This window comes from Celeribacter ethanolicus, assembly GCF_001550095.1.
Classification (GTDB): Bacteria; Pseudomonadota; Alphaproteobacteria; order Rhodobacterales; family Rhodobacteraceae; genus Celeribacter; species Celeribacter ethanolicus.
In genome coordinates this window covers 194,241-207,590 of sequence record NZ_LRUC01000018.1, presented here as the reverse complement: position 1 = coordinate 207,590, position 13,350 = coordinate 194,241, and the positions used below count along the sequence as shown (strand labels likewise).

The window sequence follows — 13,350 nt, the reverse complement described above, 5'->3', positions numbered from 1 at the left end:
AGAGCCGCATGGCAGCCAAAGACAATGACGACGCCAAGAGTGACGATCAGGACCAGGACGTGATGCTCGACGTGAGCCAGGCCGCGGTCAAGAAGATGATCGCCGAGGCGCGTGAAAAAGGCTACATCACCTACGATCAGCTCAACAAGGTCCTGCCACCGGAGCAGGTGAGTTCCGAGCAGATCGAGGATGTGATGTCGATGCTCTCCGAGATGGGCATCAACGTCATCGAGGACGAGGAAGTCGAAGACGACGACAACGCGGACGGCGAGGCCAAGGGCGGCGAGCTGGTTGCGACCTCCGGCTCGCGCGAAGTGGCGATGGCCTCCTCCGAGACCGAAAAACTCGACCGCACGGACGATCCGGTGCGCATGTACCTGCGCGAGATGGGCTCGGTCGAGCTGCTGTCGCGCGAGGGCGAGATCGCGATTGCGAAACGCATCGAGGCCGGGCGCAACACGATGATCGCCGGGCTCTGCGAAAGCCCGCTGACCTTTCAGGCGATCACCATCTGGCATGACGAACTTCTGTCCGAGGATATTCTCCTGCGCGACGTCATCGACCTCGAAGCCACGTTCGGCGGCGGCGTCGATGAGGACGAGGACGAGGAGAACGTCGTCGAAGGGCTGAACGCGGAGGCGACCGCCGGGGAGTCCAAGGAAAAGGAACAGGAATACGACGCCGACGGCAATCCGATTTCCTCCGACGAGGACGAGGATGATGACGAGCAGGCGAACATGTCGCTTGCGGCGATGGAATCGGCGCTGAAACCGCAGGTTCTCGAAACCCTGGCGCGGATTTCCGAGGATTTCGCCCATCTGTCCGAGATGCAGGACCTGCGGATGTCCGCCACACTCAACGAGGACGGGTCGTTCTCGGAAGGGGCGGAGGCCGAGTATCAGAAGCTGCGCTCCGAGATCGTGGTTCTGGTGAACTCGCTGCATCTGCACAACAACCGGATCGAAGCGCTGATCGACCAGCTCTACGGCATCAACAAACGCGTCATGTCGATCGACAGCGCCATGGTGAAGCTCGCCGACCAGGCGCGGATCAACCGGCGTGAGTTCATCGAGGATTATCGCGGCTCCGAACTGGACCCGACCTGGCTCGACCGCATGGCGGACAAGCCGGGCCGTGGCTGGCAGATGTTCGTCGAACGCTTCTCCGACAAGGTCGAGGAGCTGCGCTCCGACATGGCCATGGTCGGTCAGTACGTGGGCGTCGACATCTCCGAATTCCGCCGCATCGTGGCGCAGGTCCAGAAGGGCGAGAAAGAGGCCCGTCAGGCCAAGAAGGAAATGGTCGAGGCCAACCTGCGTCTCGTGATCTCGATTGCCAAGAAATACACCAACCGTGGCCTGCAATTCCTTGATCTCATTCAGGAAGGTAACATCGGTCTGATGAAGGCGGTCGATAAATTCGAATACCGTCGCGGCTATAAATTCTCGACCTATGCGACTTGGTGGATTCGTCAGGCGATCACACGCTCTATCGCGGATCAGGCTCGGACCATCCGTATCCCGGTGCACATGATCGAGACGATCAACAAACTGGTCCGCACCGGCCGTCAGATGCTGCACGAAATCGGTCGCGAGCCGACGCCGGAAGAATTGGCCGAAAAGCTGCAGATGCCGCTCGAAAAGGTCCGCAAGGTGATGAAAATCGCCAAGGAACCGATCTCTCTCGAAACGCCGATCGGCGACGAGGAAGACAGCCAATTGGGCGATTTCATCGAGGACAAGAACGCGGTTCTGCCCCTCGATGCGGCCATCCAGGAGAACCTCAAAGAGACCACCACCCGCGTGCTGGCCTCGCTCACGCCCCGCGAAGAACGCGTGCTGCGGATGCGGTTCGGCATCGGCATGAACACCGACCACACGCTCGAAGAGGTGGGGCAACAGTTCTCTGTGACCCGGGAACGTATTCGTCAGATTGAGGCGAAGGCGCTCAGGAAGTTGAAGCACCCAAGCCGGTCGCGGAAGCTGCGGTCGTTCTTGGATCAGTAAAGTTTAAAAGGCGCTCTTATGGAGCGCCTTTTATTTAACGCACCGCATTTTTGCGCGCTAGCTTCCGAAGTTCATCAGCTAAGATGAAATTTCTGTCGTTTGGCCTCATTATCCATACGTCTCTCCATGCATCGCGTGCGTGGCCAGCTGCTTGCTGCGCGAACTTGTTTGGACTGCCGATTGCTTCAGATTGAAAGAATATTTTCCCATCTTGGACGGTAGCATATTCGTAGCCATTCTTGAGTTGTATGCGCAGCTTTGTCGTGTCTGGAAGAAACAGTGAAGTGCTTGGTGTGTTGCCTTCACTTTGGATTTTCCAAGTATATCCGCTCTGAGTGCCCTCACTGACCAGTTCAGGAAGAAGATCTTCAGTTTTCCAACTGGCATTATCAATCCAATAATCGATTGCCTCTTCTACTTGATAGACGGGATCTCGATCACTTCCGATTGCTTTCAAAAAGTCTACTAACCGCAAGAAAGTTGGGAGAGAGACTGGGACGGCGATGTCATTCATGGCGATGTTCCTCTGTATTATGTGCGATCCAATATATCTGAAAAAAACTGAAAATAAACCATTAAGTTAATTTCAGATAATTGCGCAGAATATTAATGATTCTTTAAAGCTTTATTCTGACAAATGGATGCAATAAGCCACCCGCCCTCGATCAACCAATGCGCGGCTTGCACTTGGGCGGTCGGGGCTTCAAAATGCCTCTCAAACAGGAGGCCCAAATGTCCATTTTCTCCAAACTTTTCGGCAGCAAATCTGGCGGTGCATCCGGGGCGCAGAGCGCGTCGAAGGTGGACGTGAAACCCGAACTTTACGGCGATGAGTTCCGCATTTTCCCCGAGCCGATCAAGGAAACGAACGGCTACCGCGTCGCCGCCCGGATCGAAAAGGACATCGACGGCGTGACCAAGACGCACATAATGATCCGCGCCGACACGATGGGTGGCGAGGACGACGCGCGCATCGCCAGCCTGCACAAGGCGCAGATCTTCATAGACCAGATGGGCGAGGCGATTTTCAACTGATCCCCCGCCCAGCCGGTGTCCGTAAAACGGCTTAGAGCGCGGCTTTGACCGTCTCGGCGATCGGCTCGGTCGGGTGGCCGATCAGTTTGGACAGCGTTTGGCTGCCGTCGAACAGTGCGCCTTTGGCGGCTTTCGCATCCGAATCCGCGAGGATGGCGGCGAACCCGGCGGGCAGGCCTGCGCCGACCAGTGCTTCGGTAAACGCGGCTTCGGGCATGTCGGTGTATTTCACCTCTTTGCCGGACAGCTCGCTCACGATGGCGGCGTATTCCGCGAGCGTGTAGGCTTCATCACCAGCAAGCTCCAGAACCTCGCCGTCATGACCGCCCGCTAGCACGATGGCGGCGGCCTCGGCGTAATCCTTGCGCGGGGCGGTGGCGAGCTTGCCCTCACCGGCGGCACCGAAATGTTGACCCAGTTCAAGGTCCTGGCCCAGTGTCATGGTGATGTTCTCGGAATACCAGCCATTGCGCAGAAGCGTGTGCGGGATGCCGCTGTCCTTGAGCATGGCTTCGGTCGCAAGGTGCTCTTCGGCCAGCGCCATGTTGCCGGTGTCGGCCTTGAGGATCGAGGTATAGGCGATGAATTTGACGCCTGCGGCTTTGGCGGCCTCGATGACATTGCCATGTTGCGGTGCGCGCTGGCCCACCTCGGACGAGGAGATCAGAAGAAGGCGATCCACACCGTCAAAAGCAGCTTTGAGCGCGGCTGTGTCGGTATAATCGCCGCGGCGGGTGGTGATGCCCTTGGCGGCAAAACCTTCGGCGGCTTTGTCGGAGCGCACGAGGGCGAGGATGTCGTCTTTGGCGACGAGCGTGGCGAGGTGGTCGATGACGAGCTGGCCGAGCTGGCCGGAGGCGCCGGTGACGAGATAGGTGGTCATATGTCTTCCCTTCGGGGTTCGTTTTGGGTATAAGTCTCAATTAGAGACCTTTTTTACCTCTGAAAAGGAGGCACTTTTTCGGGACAAGGTCACATTGAGGGAACCGCCTGAAGGATGAGAGTGATGCGTGACATTCCGACGAACCGCCTGGAAGAATGGAAGGCGATGGGGTTTGAGCCGCAGAACTGCCCGGTGCGGCAGGTTCTGGATCACGTTGCGGCGAAATGGACCTCGCTCATCCTGCTCGAACTGGAACACGGGCCGCAGCGGTTCAACGCGCTGGGACGCGCGCTCCCCGACATTTCCAAGCGGATGCTGACCCAGTCCCTGCGCGATCTAGAGCGCGATGGAATGGTGGCGCGCGAGGTGTTCGATACGAAACCGCCCTCGGTGGCCTATAGTTTGACCGATCTGGGCCGATCCTTTCTTGGGCCTTTGCACGGGTTGATTGACTGGGCGGAGGGGCGGATGCCCGAAATTGAGGCGGCACGGGGCGTTTTCGACGCGGCCTGACGGGTTATCCACAGGAAATCTGACGGCGTTGAAACCTGATTAAGCCTTTGTGCGTTGTTCTGGGACAACTGCACGGGAGAGCTGTCATGACACGCGCCGCCAAGGCCCTCATTGCCTTCACCTTCGCCATCGTTGCCGCAGCGCTGATCGCGCCCTTTGGGGCGTTGGGCGAGGTGGTACAGGATCTTGCGGTGGCGGATGGTCCGTATGAGGGGGGCGACAACAGCGGTGTGATCGTCATCAAAGTGCCTGCCGAAGACCTGGACCGCTGTATCGCGACGCTGGACGCGGTGTTTATGGCACCGGTTCAGGATGCGCAGGTGCAGACCGCCTCCCTGTCTCCTGCACAGGCGGGGCAGACCGTCCGCTGCGAAGCTGAGGGCTGACGTTTCCATCGCGATCTGAATGAGGTAAGCCTTTCTGGCAACAGGTGAGGGGAGGCTTCGATGGGCACTTCAGGATACAGGCTGTCCGGCCATATCGCGATGACGGCGACATTTCTTTCACTGGGGGCACTGTCGTCCGGCGCCGCATGGGCGCAGGACGCGGTTCTGCTTCAATGTGAGTTTCCAAATGGCAAAGGCGTGGTTCTGTCGGCGCATGAAAATGGGGTGTCCTATCGTTTCGGTCATCCGGGTCAGTCGCCCGACCTTGCGCTGGAGCGCCCCTATGCCGAGGTTGTCGTGACGCCTTGGCCCGGTGTGGGTGGGGCGATCTGGGAGGAACTGCGCCTGACCAATGGCGATGTGAGCTATGTGCTCTGGGGGGCGCTCGACCGGATGACAGATGATCACGAAATGACGGGCGGGATTGTTGTTGAACGGAATGGCAAGGAACTGGCACGGTTCGACTGTGTGCCGGAGACGCTCGACTATACGGTGTTCGGATTTTCCGATGCCTATGAGGCTGCGGGCTATTGCTGGGATTCTTATGCGCTGATCTGGAAAGAGGACTGCGAATGAGCCATCGCCTATTTGAGATCGCCACTTCCGGTCCGGGCCTTTATGAATTCACCGCCGATCTGGCGCGCTGGGTGGCGGGCGAGGGGGCGATGGAGGCGCTGCTGACGCTCATGGTGCAACATACCTCCGCCTCACTGGTCATTCAGGAGAATGCCGATCCGGAGGTGCAGACCGACCTTCAAGCCTTTTTCCACCGCCTCGTGCCGCCCACGAGCGATCCGTCGATGGCCTATCTGACCCACACCTATGAAGGGCCGGACGATATGCCGGCGCATATCAAGGCGGCGCTTCTGCCGACGACGTGTACAATTCCCGTCCTGAACGGGAGAATGACGCTTGGAACATGGCAAGGAGTTTACCTTTTCGAACATCGCGCCCGACCGCATGTCCGGCGGGTCATGGCGCTGCTGCGTTGAGCCGGGGTGCCCTACAACATTTAGCGCTGAAAATTTCATCTACCCAAATTCTGGGAGAGCCCCTATAGTGCCTGTGGATAACTGGGGCGCAGACCCCAGACGAGGCAGTGACGAAGAGATGAAGGGGACGCCAGGATGCGTTGTCCATTTTGCGGAAATATTGATACCCAGGTGAAAGACAGCCGTCCGGCTGAGGATCATGTGGCAATCCGGCGGCGGCGGTTCTGTTCGGCCTGTGGCGGGCGGTTTACCACCTATGAACGTGTGCAATTGCGCGATCTCGTGGTGGTGAAATCCAACGGGCGGCGCGAAGATTTCGATCGCGACAAGCTGGAGCGTTCGATCCGGATCGCGGCCCAGAAACGCCCGATCGAACCGGAGCGCCTGGACCAGATGATTTCCGGCATCGTGCGACGGTTGGAGAGCATGGGGGAGACGGATATTCCGTCGAAAACCATCGGTGAGATCGTCATGGAAAGCCTCGCGCGGATCGACACGGTGGCCTATGTCCGCTTTGCCTCGGTCTACAAGAACTTCCAGGCGGCCGACGATTTCGACAAGTTTGTCAGTGAGTTGCGCCCCGACGCCAAATCCGACGAATGAGCGAATCCGAAGATTTGCGCCACATGCGCCACGCGCTGACTCTGGGTGCGCGCGGGCTTGGCCGGACTTGGCCGAACCCGGCGGTCGGTTGTGTCATCGTGCGGGACGGGCGCATCGTCGGACGGGGCTGGACCCAGCCGGGCGGACGTCCGCATGCGGAGGTCATGGCCTTGCGTCAGGCGGGCGAGGCGGCGCGGGGCGCGACCGCCTATGTTACGCTTGAACCCTGTTCCCATCACGGCAAAACCCCGCCCTGCGCCGAGGCGCTGATTTCGGCGGGGTTGTCGCGTGTCGTGGTTGCTCTGGGCGATCCGGACCCACGGGTGAACGGGCGGGGGTTTGCCATGCTGCAAAGCGCCGGGGTTGAGGTGGTTGCCGGGCTCTGTGATGCCGAGGCTCGGGCGCAGCAGCAGGGCTTCCTGTCGAAAGTCACTCTGGACCGCCCGATGGTGACGCTGAAGCTTGCGATGTCCTGGGACGGGCGGATCGCGACGGCGACCGGGGAGAGCCAGTGGATCACCGGCCCGATGGCGCGCCGACGGGTGCATGCGATGCGGGGCACGCATGATGCGGTTCTGGTCGGCGGAGGCACGGCGCGGGCGGACGATCCGACCCTGACGATCCGGGGGCTGGGTGTCGATCATCAGCCGGTGCGGCTGGTGATGTCGCGCAGGCTCGATCTGCCGTTGGACAGCCATCTGGCGCGCACGGCGGGCGAGGTGCCGGTGTGGCTCCTGCACGGGCCGGAGGCCGCGCCGGAACTGATTTCGGCTTGGCAAGGGCTTGGTGCGGAGCTGATCGAAGTGCCGGTCACGCAGGGACAGCTCGATGCCGAAGCCGCGTTGCAAGCGCTCGGTGCGCGGGGGCTGACGCGGGTGTTCTGCGAAGGCGGCGGCGCCTTGGCGGCGTCTCTGCTGTCGGCGGGGCTGGCCGATCATGTGGCGTTGTTCACGGCGGGGCTCGGCATCGGTGCCGAGGGGCGTCCGGGGCTGGGCGCGCTGGGGCTGGACCGTCTGGCCGAGGCGCCGCGCTACCAGCTTGAGAAACTCGAACAGATCGGGCCGGATGCGCTGAGCCTTTGGGCGCGGATCACCTGATGCCGAGGGTTGCGGCGCGCAACTGCCGCATCTTGGCCAAAAGCGCCTGAGCGAGACGACTGCGGCCCTTCGGGGCCTGCGCCAGTCGTTCCAGAGCCTCTTCCGGTGACAGGGGCGCACCGGTTTTCGGATCGAAATAGCGTGGATAATCAATCAGAACCGCATAGGCGAGGCTGATCAGGTCGGGGCGTGCGGCACGACGTGCGGGCACCGGGCCGAGATCGGTGGTCAGCCCCCACCCGGCGTAAAACGGCGTTCCGGTGCAGGTCACGGGCGTGTCGCGCAACAGCGCCTCGAAGCCGAGGAGCGAAGTCATTGTCCAGACCTCATCGCAGGCCTCGATCAACGCGAGCGGATCGGCCCCGGAGGCGATGACATCGGCAATGCCGCTGGCTTCCGGCAGGGCGCCGCGCCGCAGCCCGGCTTCGACATCGGGGTGCGGCTTGTAAACCAGAACGGCATCGGGATGCGCCGTCCGTGCGGCCTGCAACAGCGCGAGATTGGTCGCGATTTCGCCCGCGCCAAGGGTGATGGAAGCGTCGTCCTCGACCTGTCCGGCGACGAGGATGCGATGGCCTTCGGGTAGGGCGGGCAGATCCGCGCCGACATTGTATTTGCTCAGATGCAGGGCCTTGAGCCGGGAGAGAAAGCGCTCGATCCGGGCGCGCTGTGCGGCGCTGAGGGGCGTGCGCTCCGCGATCAGGGTTTCCAGCCGGGAGGGGCGGGTCGGGTCGAAGTAGAGGCCGCTGTCGTCGAGCACGAGCGACAGGGGGCGCAGGAGGGCGGCGCCGAGACCGCGAGAGCGCAGGAAACCGTCCTCGAGCCGCAAATCGGCCTCCGGGACGGCCCCCCAGGCGATGTGACGGCGGCCTGCGGCTTTTTCTCGGGCGATGATACTCGGATCGTCGCTGATCGTGAGAGCTGCGCGGCCGAGATATTGCCGAAGGAAACGGCGTTTCCACCGCAGGATGCCGGAGGCGACATAGCCCGATGCATCCTCACGAGTGGCGCGCTCGCGGGCTTCGAGCCGTGCCAAAATCTCCTCGATCTCCAGCGTCTCCGTGCCCGCATGCCATGTGGTGGCGCGCATCAGGGCGGCGAGAAAGAGCTGGGCGCGGGTCAGGCGATGGCTGCTGTGCGGATCGGGGTCTTCATCGGCGGTGAGACCGAGCGCGCCATACCATGGCCGTCCGAAGACGCGGGGACGATGCCCGGCGAGGACCGCGTCGAAGCCGTAGCCCGCGGAATGGGTGTAGACGGCGGTGGCCGCCTCGAGCAGGCGATAGAGATTGGCGTTCGGCGGCAGGCGGGTCAGACGCGGATCGGTGCTGTCGCTGAAAAAACCATCGTCGCAACCGAGGATGACGACACGGGCATTCACGAGCTCGGTCTGGGCGAAGACCAGCATTTCGGTCATTGCGGCTTCGGAAGGGGCGTCTTCAGCGCTGCGAGGCTGATCCAGAACGAGCACAAATGGAACATCCGGCGTCAGATCCGAGTCGATTTCGGCACTGGATCGGGACAATTTCAACGAGATCAGCCATTCAATCGCCTGACGCGCGCGGTCAAGTGCCGCACTGTCGTCGAGAGGCGCGCTGCGGGCGAGGTCGTGCCAGCTTAGCGTGGCGCAGGATAGGTCGGCCTCGGCATGCAGGCGCTCGATCAGACGTGGGATCTGAAACGAGAGCCGCCCCGGCGGGGAGGCCGGGGCGGGAGATTTCGGGCCGGGCAAGTCGCCGCCCATCCGATCACTGGCCGATGGCGGCGAGCGAGTTGGCGGAGTTGGCCGTGCCGGTGACTGCGCTCAGAGTTTTCTGCCACTGGGTGAACGGCGCTTCGGTGACATAGAGCGTGTCTCCGTCGCGAATGAGGAAGTCGCGGGCGAGGAACAACCCGTTCGGCTGGGTCAGGTCGAGCACATAGATCAGGCGTTGGGCGCCCATGATGTCGTCGCGACCGAGCACCTGTTTGGCGATGGTTTCCGGTTCGTTGCGGAAGACGAAAACGCCGGTCGGGTCGGCCGAACTGGTGCGCAGGCCGCCGACCTGTGCGATGGCTTCGAGCGCGGAGAGGTTGCGGGTCTCGAAAGGGATCACGCTTTGCGCGCCGGTGGCGCCGAGGGCGGTAAAGGAGCGCGGGTCGGCCTCGACCAGAATGCGATCGCCGTCGCGCAGCGGAATGTCGTATTTCGGGTTGTCGTAGAGGTCCTGGAACCAGACGACGCCGGTTTTCGAGCCGCGGATCACCTTGACCTGTGCGACATCGGGCTCGACGGCCACGCCGCCGGCATGCGCGAGCATGGCGGTGAGACGACGCGTCGGGCGCTGGATCGGATAGACGCCCTGACCGGAGATCTTGCCGGTGATGGTGACGGTGGCGCCATCGCCCGCGGCACGGGTGACCATGACCTGCGGATCGGGGGTTTGCGCGTCGAGTTTCTCGGTGATCAGGCGGCGGATCGCCTCAGGGCTGTTGCCCGCGGCCTTGATGCGCCCGGCATAGGGCACGAAGATGAAGCCCGCGCCATCGACCTGCACCTCGGAAAGCACGGTGGCATTGGCGCCGGCACCCGCCAGCAGCCCGTCATCGACGTTTTCCCAGATGGTAAGCGAGAGAACGTCGCCCGGCGCGATGGTGTCGGAGCCAATCACCCCGGCATTCTGGAAGGCGGCGGAGAAACCGAGCTCCTGGTTGATCGCGGTCACGGCATTGACGCGGTCGTTAACGGAGACGACAAAGGCATCGCCCTGTTTCATCTCGGAGCCCGCGAAGATTTCCTTCTTGGTCGGGCCGGAACGCGGCAGGGCGCAGGCCGACAGGCTCGCCGTCACTGCGGCCAGCGCAATGGCGCGGGTCATGCGCGATGTCAGGATATTCACTGCTCGATCTCCTCTGCCCCATATTTTTATCGAGTTTAGTCAGAAGATTAACCAATAGCGAGTCAAAAATCCAGCGTTCGCAGAGAGATGTGGGGCGCAGTGAAGGTGGTGTGGCGCGAAGGTCGCGGCTGTCGCAGAGAGTGTGGCGAGGGGCAGTTTTACACCACGATCTAGTGGTGTTCGCAGGAGTTTTCGGACATGAAATTGCCCTGTTCGGTACCCTCGCCGGTTTACTTGACGAGGCGCAGCGGCTGGCGCGGCGGGGTCTTGCCGCTCAGGAGCGCCTGATCGGGGGCCTCGGCGCCGAGCATCAGATCGACGACGAGACGCATGAGCTGCCGCCGCCCGCGTTTCGAATAGAACCCGCCAGGGACCTGCGAGGTTTCCAGAAGGAACTGCCGATAATCGCGATAGGCGCGGGTGTCGGGCCGCTCGGGCTGGGCGAAGAAGGTTTCCAGCGGTTGATGGGAGACGAATTCAGGTTTGTCATAGACTGCGCGCCCGAGGATGCGCAGCGGGATGCCCAGCGACAGCACCTGTTGCCCGGCAGTGGAATTGACGGTGACGGCTGAGCGCGCGCTCAGCAGCAGTTTCTGCAATTTGCCGCCGCGGACGTAATGCACCCGGTCCTCGATGCCGTATTCGGCGGCAATGCGGCGGATTTCGTGGCGCAGGTTACGGCGGTCGTTTTCCAGCGGATGCGCCTTGAACACGAGGTGGTGGTGACGCGGCGCGCCTTTGGCAAAGCCTTCGATCACATCGGCGACGAATTCGGGCATGGTGGAATAGGGGCTGTGGACCTGAAAGCTGGTGTCATGCTCGAGTTGCAGCAGCGCGATGTGAAACGGATGTCCCGCCCCGAGAATGGCGCGCGTGTGCCAGGCGCGCGATAGCCAATGGTGCGGCATCAGGATCAGGCGTTTGAAATATAATATGAATTCGCGCGTCACAGGCAATTCGCGATGGCCGCGGTAATGACGGAAACCGGAGTTCCGGAACATCACGAACCAATGGTAGAGCGCGCCGTAGAAGATGTGCTGGCGCATGTCGCCCCATTGTGCGGGCGGGTCGATCGTGTCCTGGTCGATGTTCTCGAGCGCGCCGCGCATCTCCGCGACGCCAAGCGTCATGAGGGCCGAATTGCCGTTCGAGCCACCACGCTCATAGGTCACCCAATAGGGGCGGATATAGCCCTCTTCAAACACATGGATGGTGAGACCCAGCGCCCGGGCGCGTTCGATAGCGAGGGCGTGGACGGGGCGGGTGTCGCCGTAGAGCACGATGTCGGTCACGCCCTTGTCGCGTATGATCCCTTCGAACCGGTCGGGCCAGTCCTCTGGCGGATCGGTGTAGGCGATAAAGCTCTTGGTCGAGAACCAGAAAGCGCGATCCCCGGCGTTGAAGCCGACGCGCCAGACCTGCGCGCCGGCCGCCGTCAGCATCTTGCCCAGGCCCCAGAAAAACGGTCCGTGCGGTCCCTGAAGCATCAGGAACACACGGGCGTCGGCGCTTTTCGTCGGGGTTTGGTTCGGCATGGGGCGGTTTTGCGGCATCGGTTGCGGTTTGTCGTGGTTAATTTCCTGTTAGCCATAAATTCGGGCGGATTTGTGGCCCGTGGAGCGCAGAGGCTGGTCTCTTGTCCGCGAGTTTGCCCGAGAAGCAGTTAACGAAACCTGAGCATGCTTGCGGGCGGGCGGCTGGGGCGTTACCTCTTGGCCAAGGTAAAGCAAAACGATCAACAAACGCATGGAGGCGTCATGTTCACAGGGATCATCACCGATGTCGGTACCGTGCTGGAACTGGAAAAACGCGGCGATCTGCGGGCGCGGATCGGCTGCGCCTATGATGTCGACGGGATCGAGATCGGCGCGTCGATTGCCTGCGACGGGGTGTGTCTGACGGTGATTGCGCTTGGGACTGATCCGCAGAACTGGTTCGACGTGGAAATCTCTGCCGAAAGCGTGTCGAAAACCAATATCGGTGCCTGGACGGTCGGCAAGCGGCTGAACCTCGAACGGGCCCTGAAACTGGGCGATGAGCTGGGCGGGCATATCGTGTCCGGCCATGTCGACGGCGTGGCGGTGATCACGGCGATGAAGGATGAGGGCGACAGCACGCGGATTACCTTCGAAGCTCCCGAGGCGCTGGCGAAATTCATCGCGCCGAAAGGTTCGGTGGCACTGAACGGCACGTCTTTGACGGTGAACGAGGTCGAGGGCTGCTCTTTCGGCATCAACGTCATTCCGCATACGCAGGAGGTGACGACCTGGGGCGTGGCCAAGGTGGGCGACAAGGTGAACCTAGAAATCGACACGCTGGCGCGCTACGTCGCCCGTTTGCAGGAGTGGCAGGTATGAGCGCCCCGCTCCATGGTGTGGGCCACAACGGCGGTCCCGCGCTCGATCCGGGCGTGAGCTATCGTCGCTTTGTCTGGAATAAGGCGCGCAAGAGCCTGATGGGCGAGAGCCTGCCCATCGAAGTGATCCGCATGCGTGTGCGCCGGGCCGAGGAACTTGGCCTGCCGTATAAATCCTATGCCTCGATCCGGGCCTCGACGGGGCGCGATGTGGTGGGATTTCTGTTTTCCTCCAATGCGCTGCGGCTTGTGCGGCTGGGAGATCGGATGAACCCGGCCTTTGCCGACAAGTTGGCAGAGGTGAAAGCCGCATGCATCGTGGCGGCGCATCATCCGCTGGTGCCGGAGCTGATCGAAGAGCTTGACGCGGTGGACCGGGCCGGGCGTGCGCCGCGCCCCTATGCGCCATGGGAGCAACAACGCGCCGCTCTGGCGGAACTTTTGGGGCCGAAATTTCCGCGGGATGGGCTTGTTCTGGTCTCGGAAGCGCCGTTTGAGGCGGAATGGGTCGAGGCGGGCAAGCTTGCCGGCCGGATCGACGCGCCGGTGTTTTTCGGCGGCTGAGCGGGCGCGAGCACGAATTGCCGTGCGAATTGCGCA

General features: G+C 61.9%; 15 protein-coding genes. 10 read left to right on the top strand and 5 right to left on the bottom strand.

Annotated elements, in window-relative coordinates:
• The first annotated feature begins 8 nt into the window (after window positions 1-8).
• Window positions 9-2,006 carry an RNA polymerase sigma factor RpoD gene (gene rpoD, locus NH195_RS08925; protein ID WP_066705694.1) on the top strand — a complete coding sequence of 666 codons (1,998 nt, stop codon included), beginning with the start codon at window positions 9-11 and terminating at the stop codon, window positions 2,004-2,006.
• 34 nt (window positions 2,007-2,040) lie between these two features.
• On the opposite strand, the gene NH195_RS08920 is transcribed toward rpoD, so the two are convergent.
• The gene (locus NH195_RS08920) at window positions 2,041-2,520 is read right to left on the bottom strand and encodes a hypothetical protein (RefSeq protein ID WP_066705692.1); all 480 of its coding nucleotides are present in this window, start codon (window positions 2,518-2,520) and stop codon (window positions 2,041-2,043) included.
• Window positions 2,521-2,738: 218 nt separating this feature from the next.
• Between NH195_RS08920 and NH195_RS08915 the strand changes: the two genes are divergently transcribed.
• Window positions 2,739-3,041: an HlyU family transcriptional regulator gene (locus NH195_RS08915; protein WP_066705690.1), complete on the top strand. Its 303-nt coding sequence runs from the start codon at window positions 2,739-2,741 to the stop codon at window positions 3,039-3,041.
• A 31-nt stretch (window positions 3,042-3,072) separates the two neighbouring features.
• Here NH195_RS08915 and NH195_RS08910 read toward each other — a convergent pair whose 3' ends face one another.
• Window positions 3,073-3,924 (bottom strand): SDR family oxidoreductase, encoded by an 852-nt coding sequence (locus NH195_RS08910; RefSeq protein WP_066705688.1) that lies wholly within the window; start codon window positions 3,922-3,924, stop codon window positions 3,073-3,075.
• A gap of 123 nt (window positions 3,925-4,047) precedes the next feature.
• On the opposite strand from NH195_RS08910, the gene NH195_RS08905 reads away from it, so the two are divergent.
• From NH195_RS08905 to ribD, 6 genes are all read left to right on the top strand, one after another.
• Window positions 4,048-4,437 carry a winged helix-turn-helix transcriptional regulator gene (locus NH195_RS08905; RefSeq protein ID WP_066705686.1) on the top strand — a complete coding sequence of 130 codons (390 nt, stop codon included), beginning with the start codon at window positions 4,048-4,050 and terminating at the stop codon, window positions 4,435-4,437.
• Window positions 4,438-4,523: 86 nt separating this feature from the next.
• A complete protein-coding gene (locus NH195_RS08900) occupies window positions 4,524-4,823 on the top strand; it encodes a hypothetical protein (protein ID WP_066705685.1) in 300 nt (99 codons plus the stop codon).
• A 60-nt stretch (window positions 4,824-4,883) separates the two neighbouring features.
• Window positions 4,884-5,399, top strand: coding sequence for a hypothetical protein (locus NH195_RS08895; RefSeq protein WP_066705683.1), 516 nt, complete (start codon window positions 4,884-4,886; stop codon window positions 5,397-5,399).
• Window positions 5,396-5,815, top strand: a complete 420-nt coding sequence (locus NH195_RS08890) for a secondary thiamine-phosphate synthase enzyme YjbQ (protein WP_066705682.1) — start codon at window positions 5,396-5,398, stop codon at window positions 5,813-5,815. Before NH195_RS08895 ends, NH195_RS08890 begins: the two co-directional genes overlap by 4 nt.
• A gap of 135 nt (window positions 5,816-5,950) precedes the next feature.
• Entirely contained in the window at window positions 5,951-6,418 is a 468-nt protein-coding gene (gene nrdR, locus NH195_RS08885; RefSeq protein WP_066705681.1) for a transcriptional regulator NrdR, read from the top strand.
• Window positions 6,415-7,515: a bifunctional diaminohydroxyphosphoribosylaminopyrimidine deaminase/5-amino-6-(5-phosphoribosylamino)uracil reductase RibD gene (gene ribD / locus NH195_RS08880; RefSeq protein ID WP_066705679.1), complete on the top strand. Its 1,101-nt coding sequence runs from the start codon at window positions 6,415-6,417 to the stop codon at window positions 7,513-7,515. Before nrdR ends, ribD begins: the two co-directional genes overlap by 4 nt.
• Here ribD and NH195_RS08875 read toward each other — a convergent pair.
• The 3 genes from NH195_RS08875 to NH195_RS08865 form a co-directional block, all read right to left on the bottom strand.
• On the bottom strand, window positions 7,508-9,259 hold the full coding sequence (locus NH195_RS08875; RefSeq protein ID WP_066705677.1) for a capsular polysaccharide biosynthesis protein: 1,752 nt from the start codon (window positions 9,257-9,259) through the stop codon (window positions 7,508-7,510). The two genes, ribD and NH195_RS08875, sit on opposite strands and share 8 nt — an antisense overlap.
• 4 nt (window positions 9,260-9,263) lie before the next feature.
• The gene (locus NH195_RS08870) at window positions 9,264-10,394 is read right to left on the bottom strand and encodes a polysaccharide biosynthesis/export family protein (protein WP_238379733.1); all 1,131 of its coding nucleotides are present in this window, start codon (window positions 10,392-10,394) and stop codon (window positions 9,264-9,266) included.
• Window positions 10,395-10,624: 230 nt separating this feature from the next.
• Window positions 10,625-11,929 (bottom strand): capsule biosynthesis protein, encoded by a 1,305-nt coding sequence (locus NH195_RS08865; RefSeq protein ID WP_155846123.1) that lies wholly within the window; start codon window positions 11,927-11,929, stop codon window positions 10,625-10,627.
• 222 nt (window positions 11,930-12,151) lie between these two features.
• On the opposite strand from NH195_RS08865, the gene NH195_RS08860 reads away from it, so the two are divergent.
• Both NH195_RS08860 and NH195_RS08855 read left to right on the top strand, forming a co-directional pair.
• Entirely contained in the window at window positions 12,152-12,751 is a 600-nt protein-coding gene (locus NH195_RS08860) for a riboflavin synthase (RefSeq protein WP_066705854.1), read from the top strand.
• Window positions 12,748-13,314: a hypothetical protein gene (locus NH195_RS08855; protein ID WP_066705671.1), complete on the top strand. Its 567-nt coding sequence runs from the start codon at window positions 12,748-12,750 to the stop codon at window positions 13,312-13,314. Before NH195_RS08860 ends, NH195_RS08855 begins: the two co-directional genes overlap by 4 nt.
• Window positions 13,315-13,350: the final 36 nt, after the last annotated feature.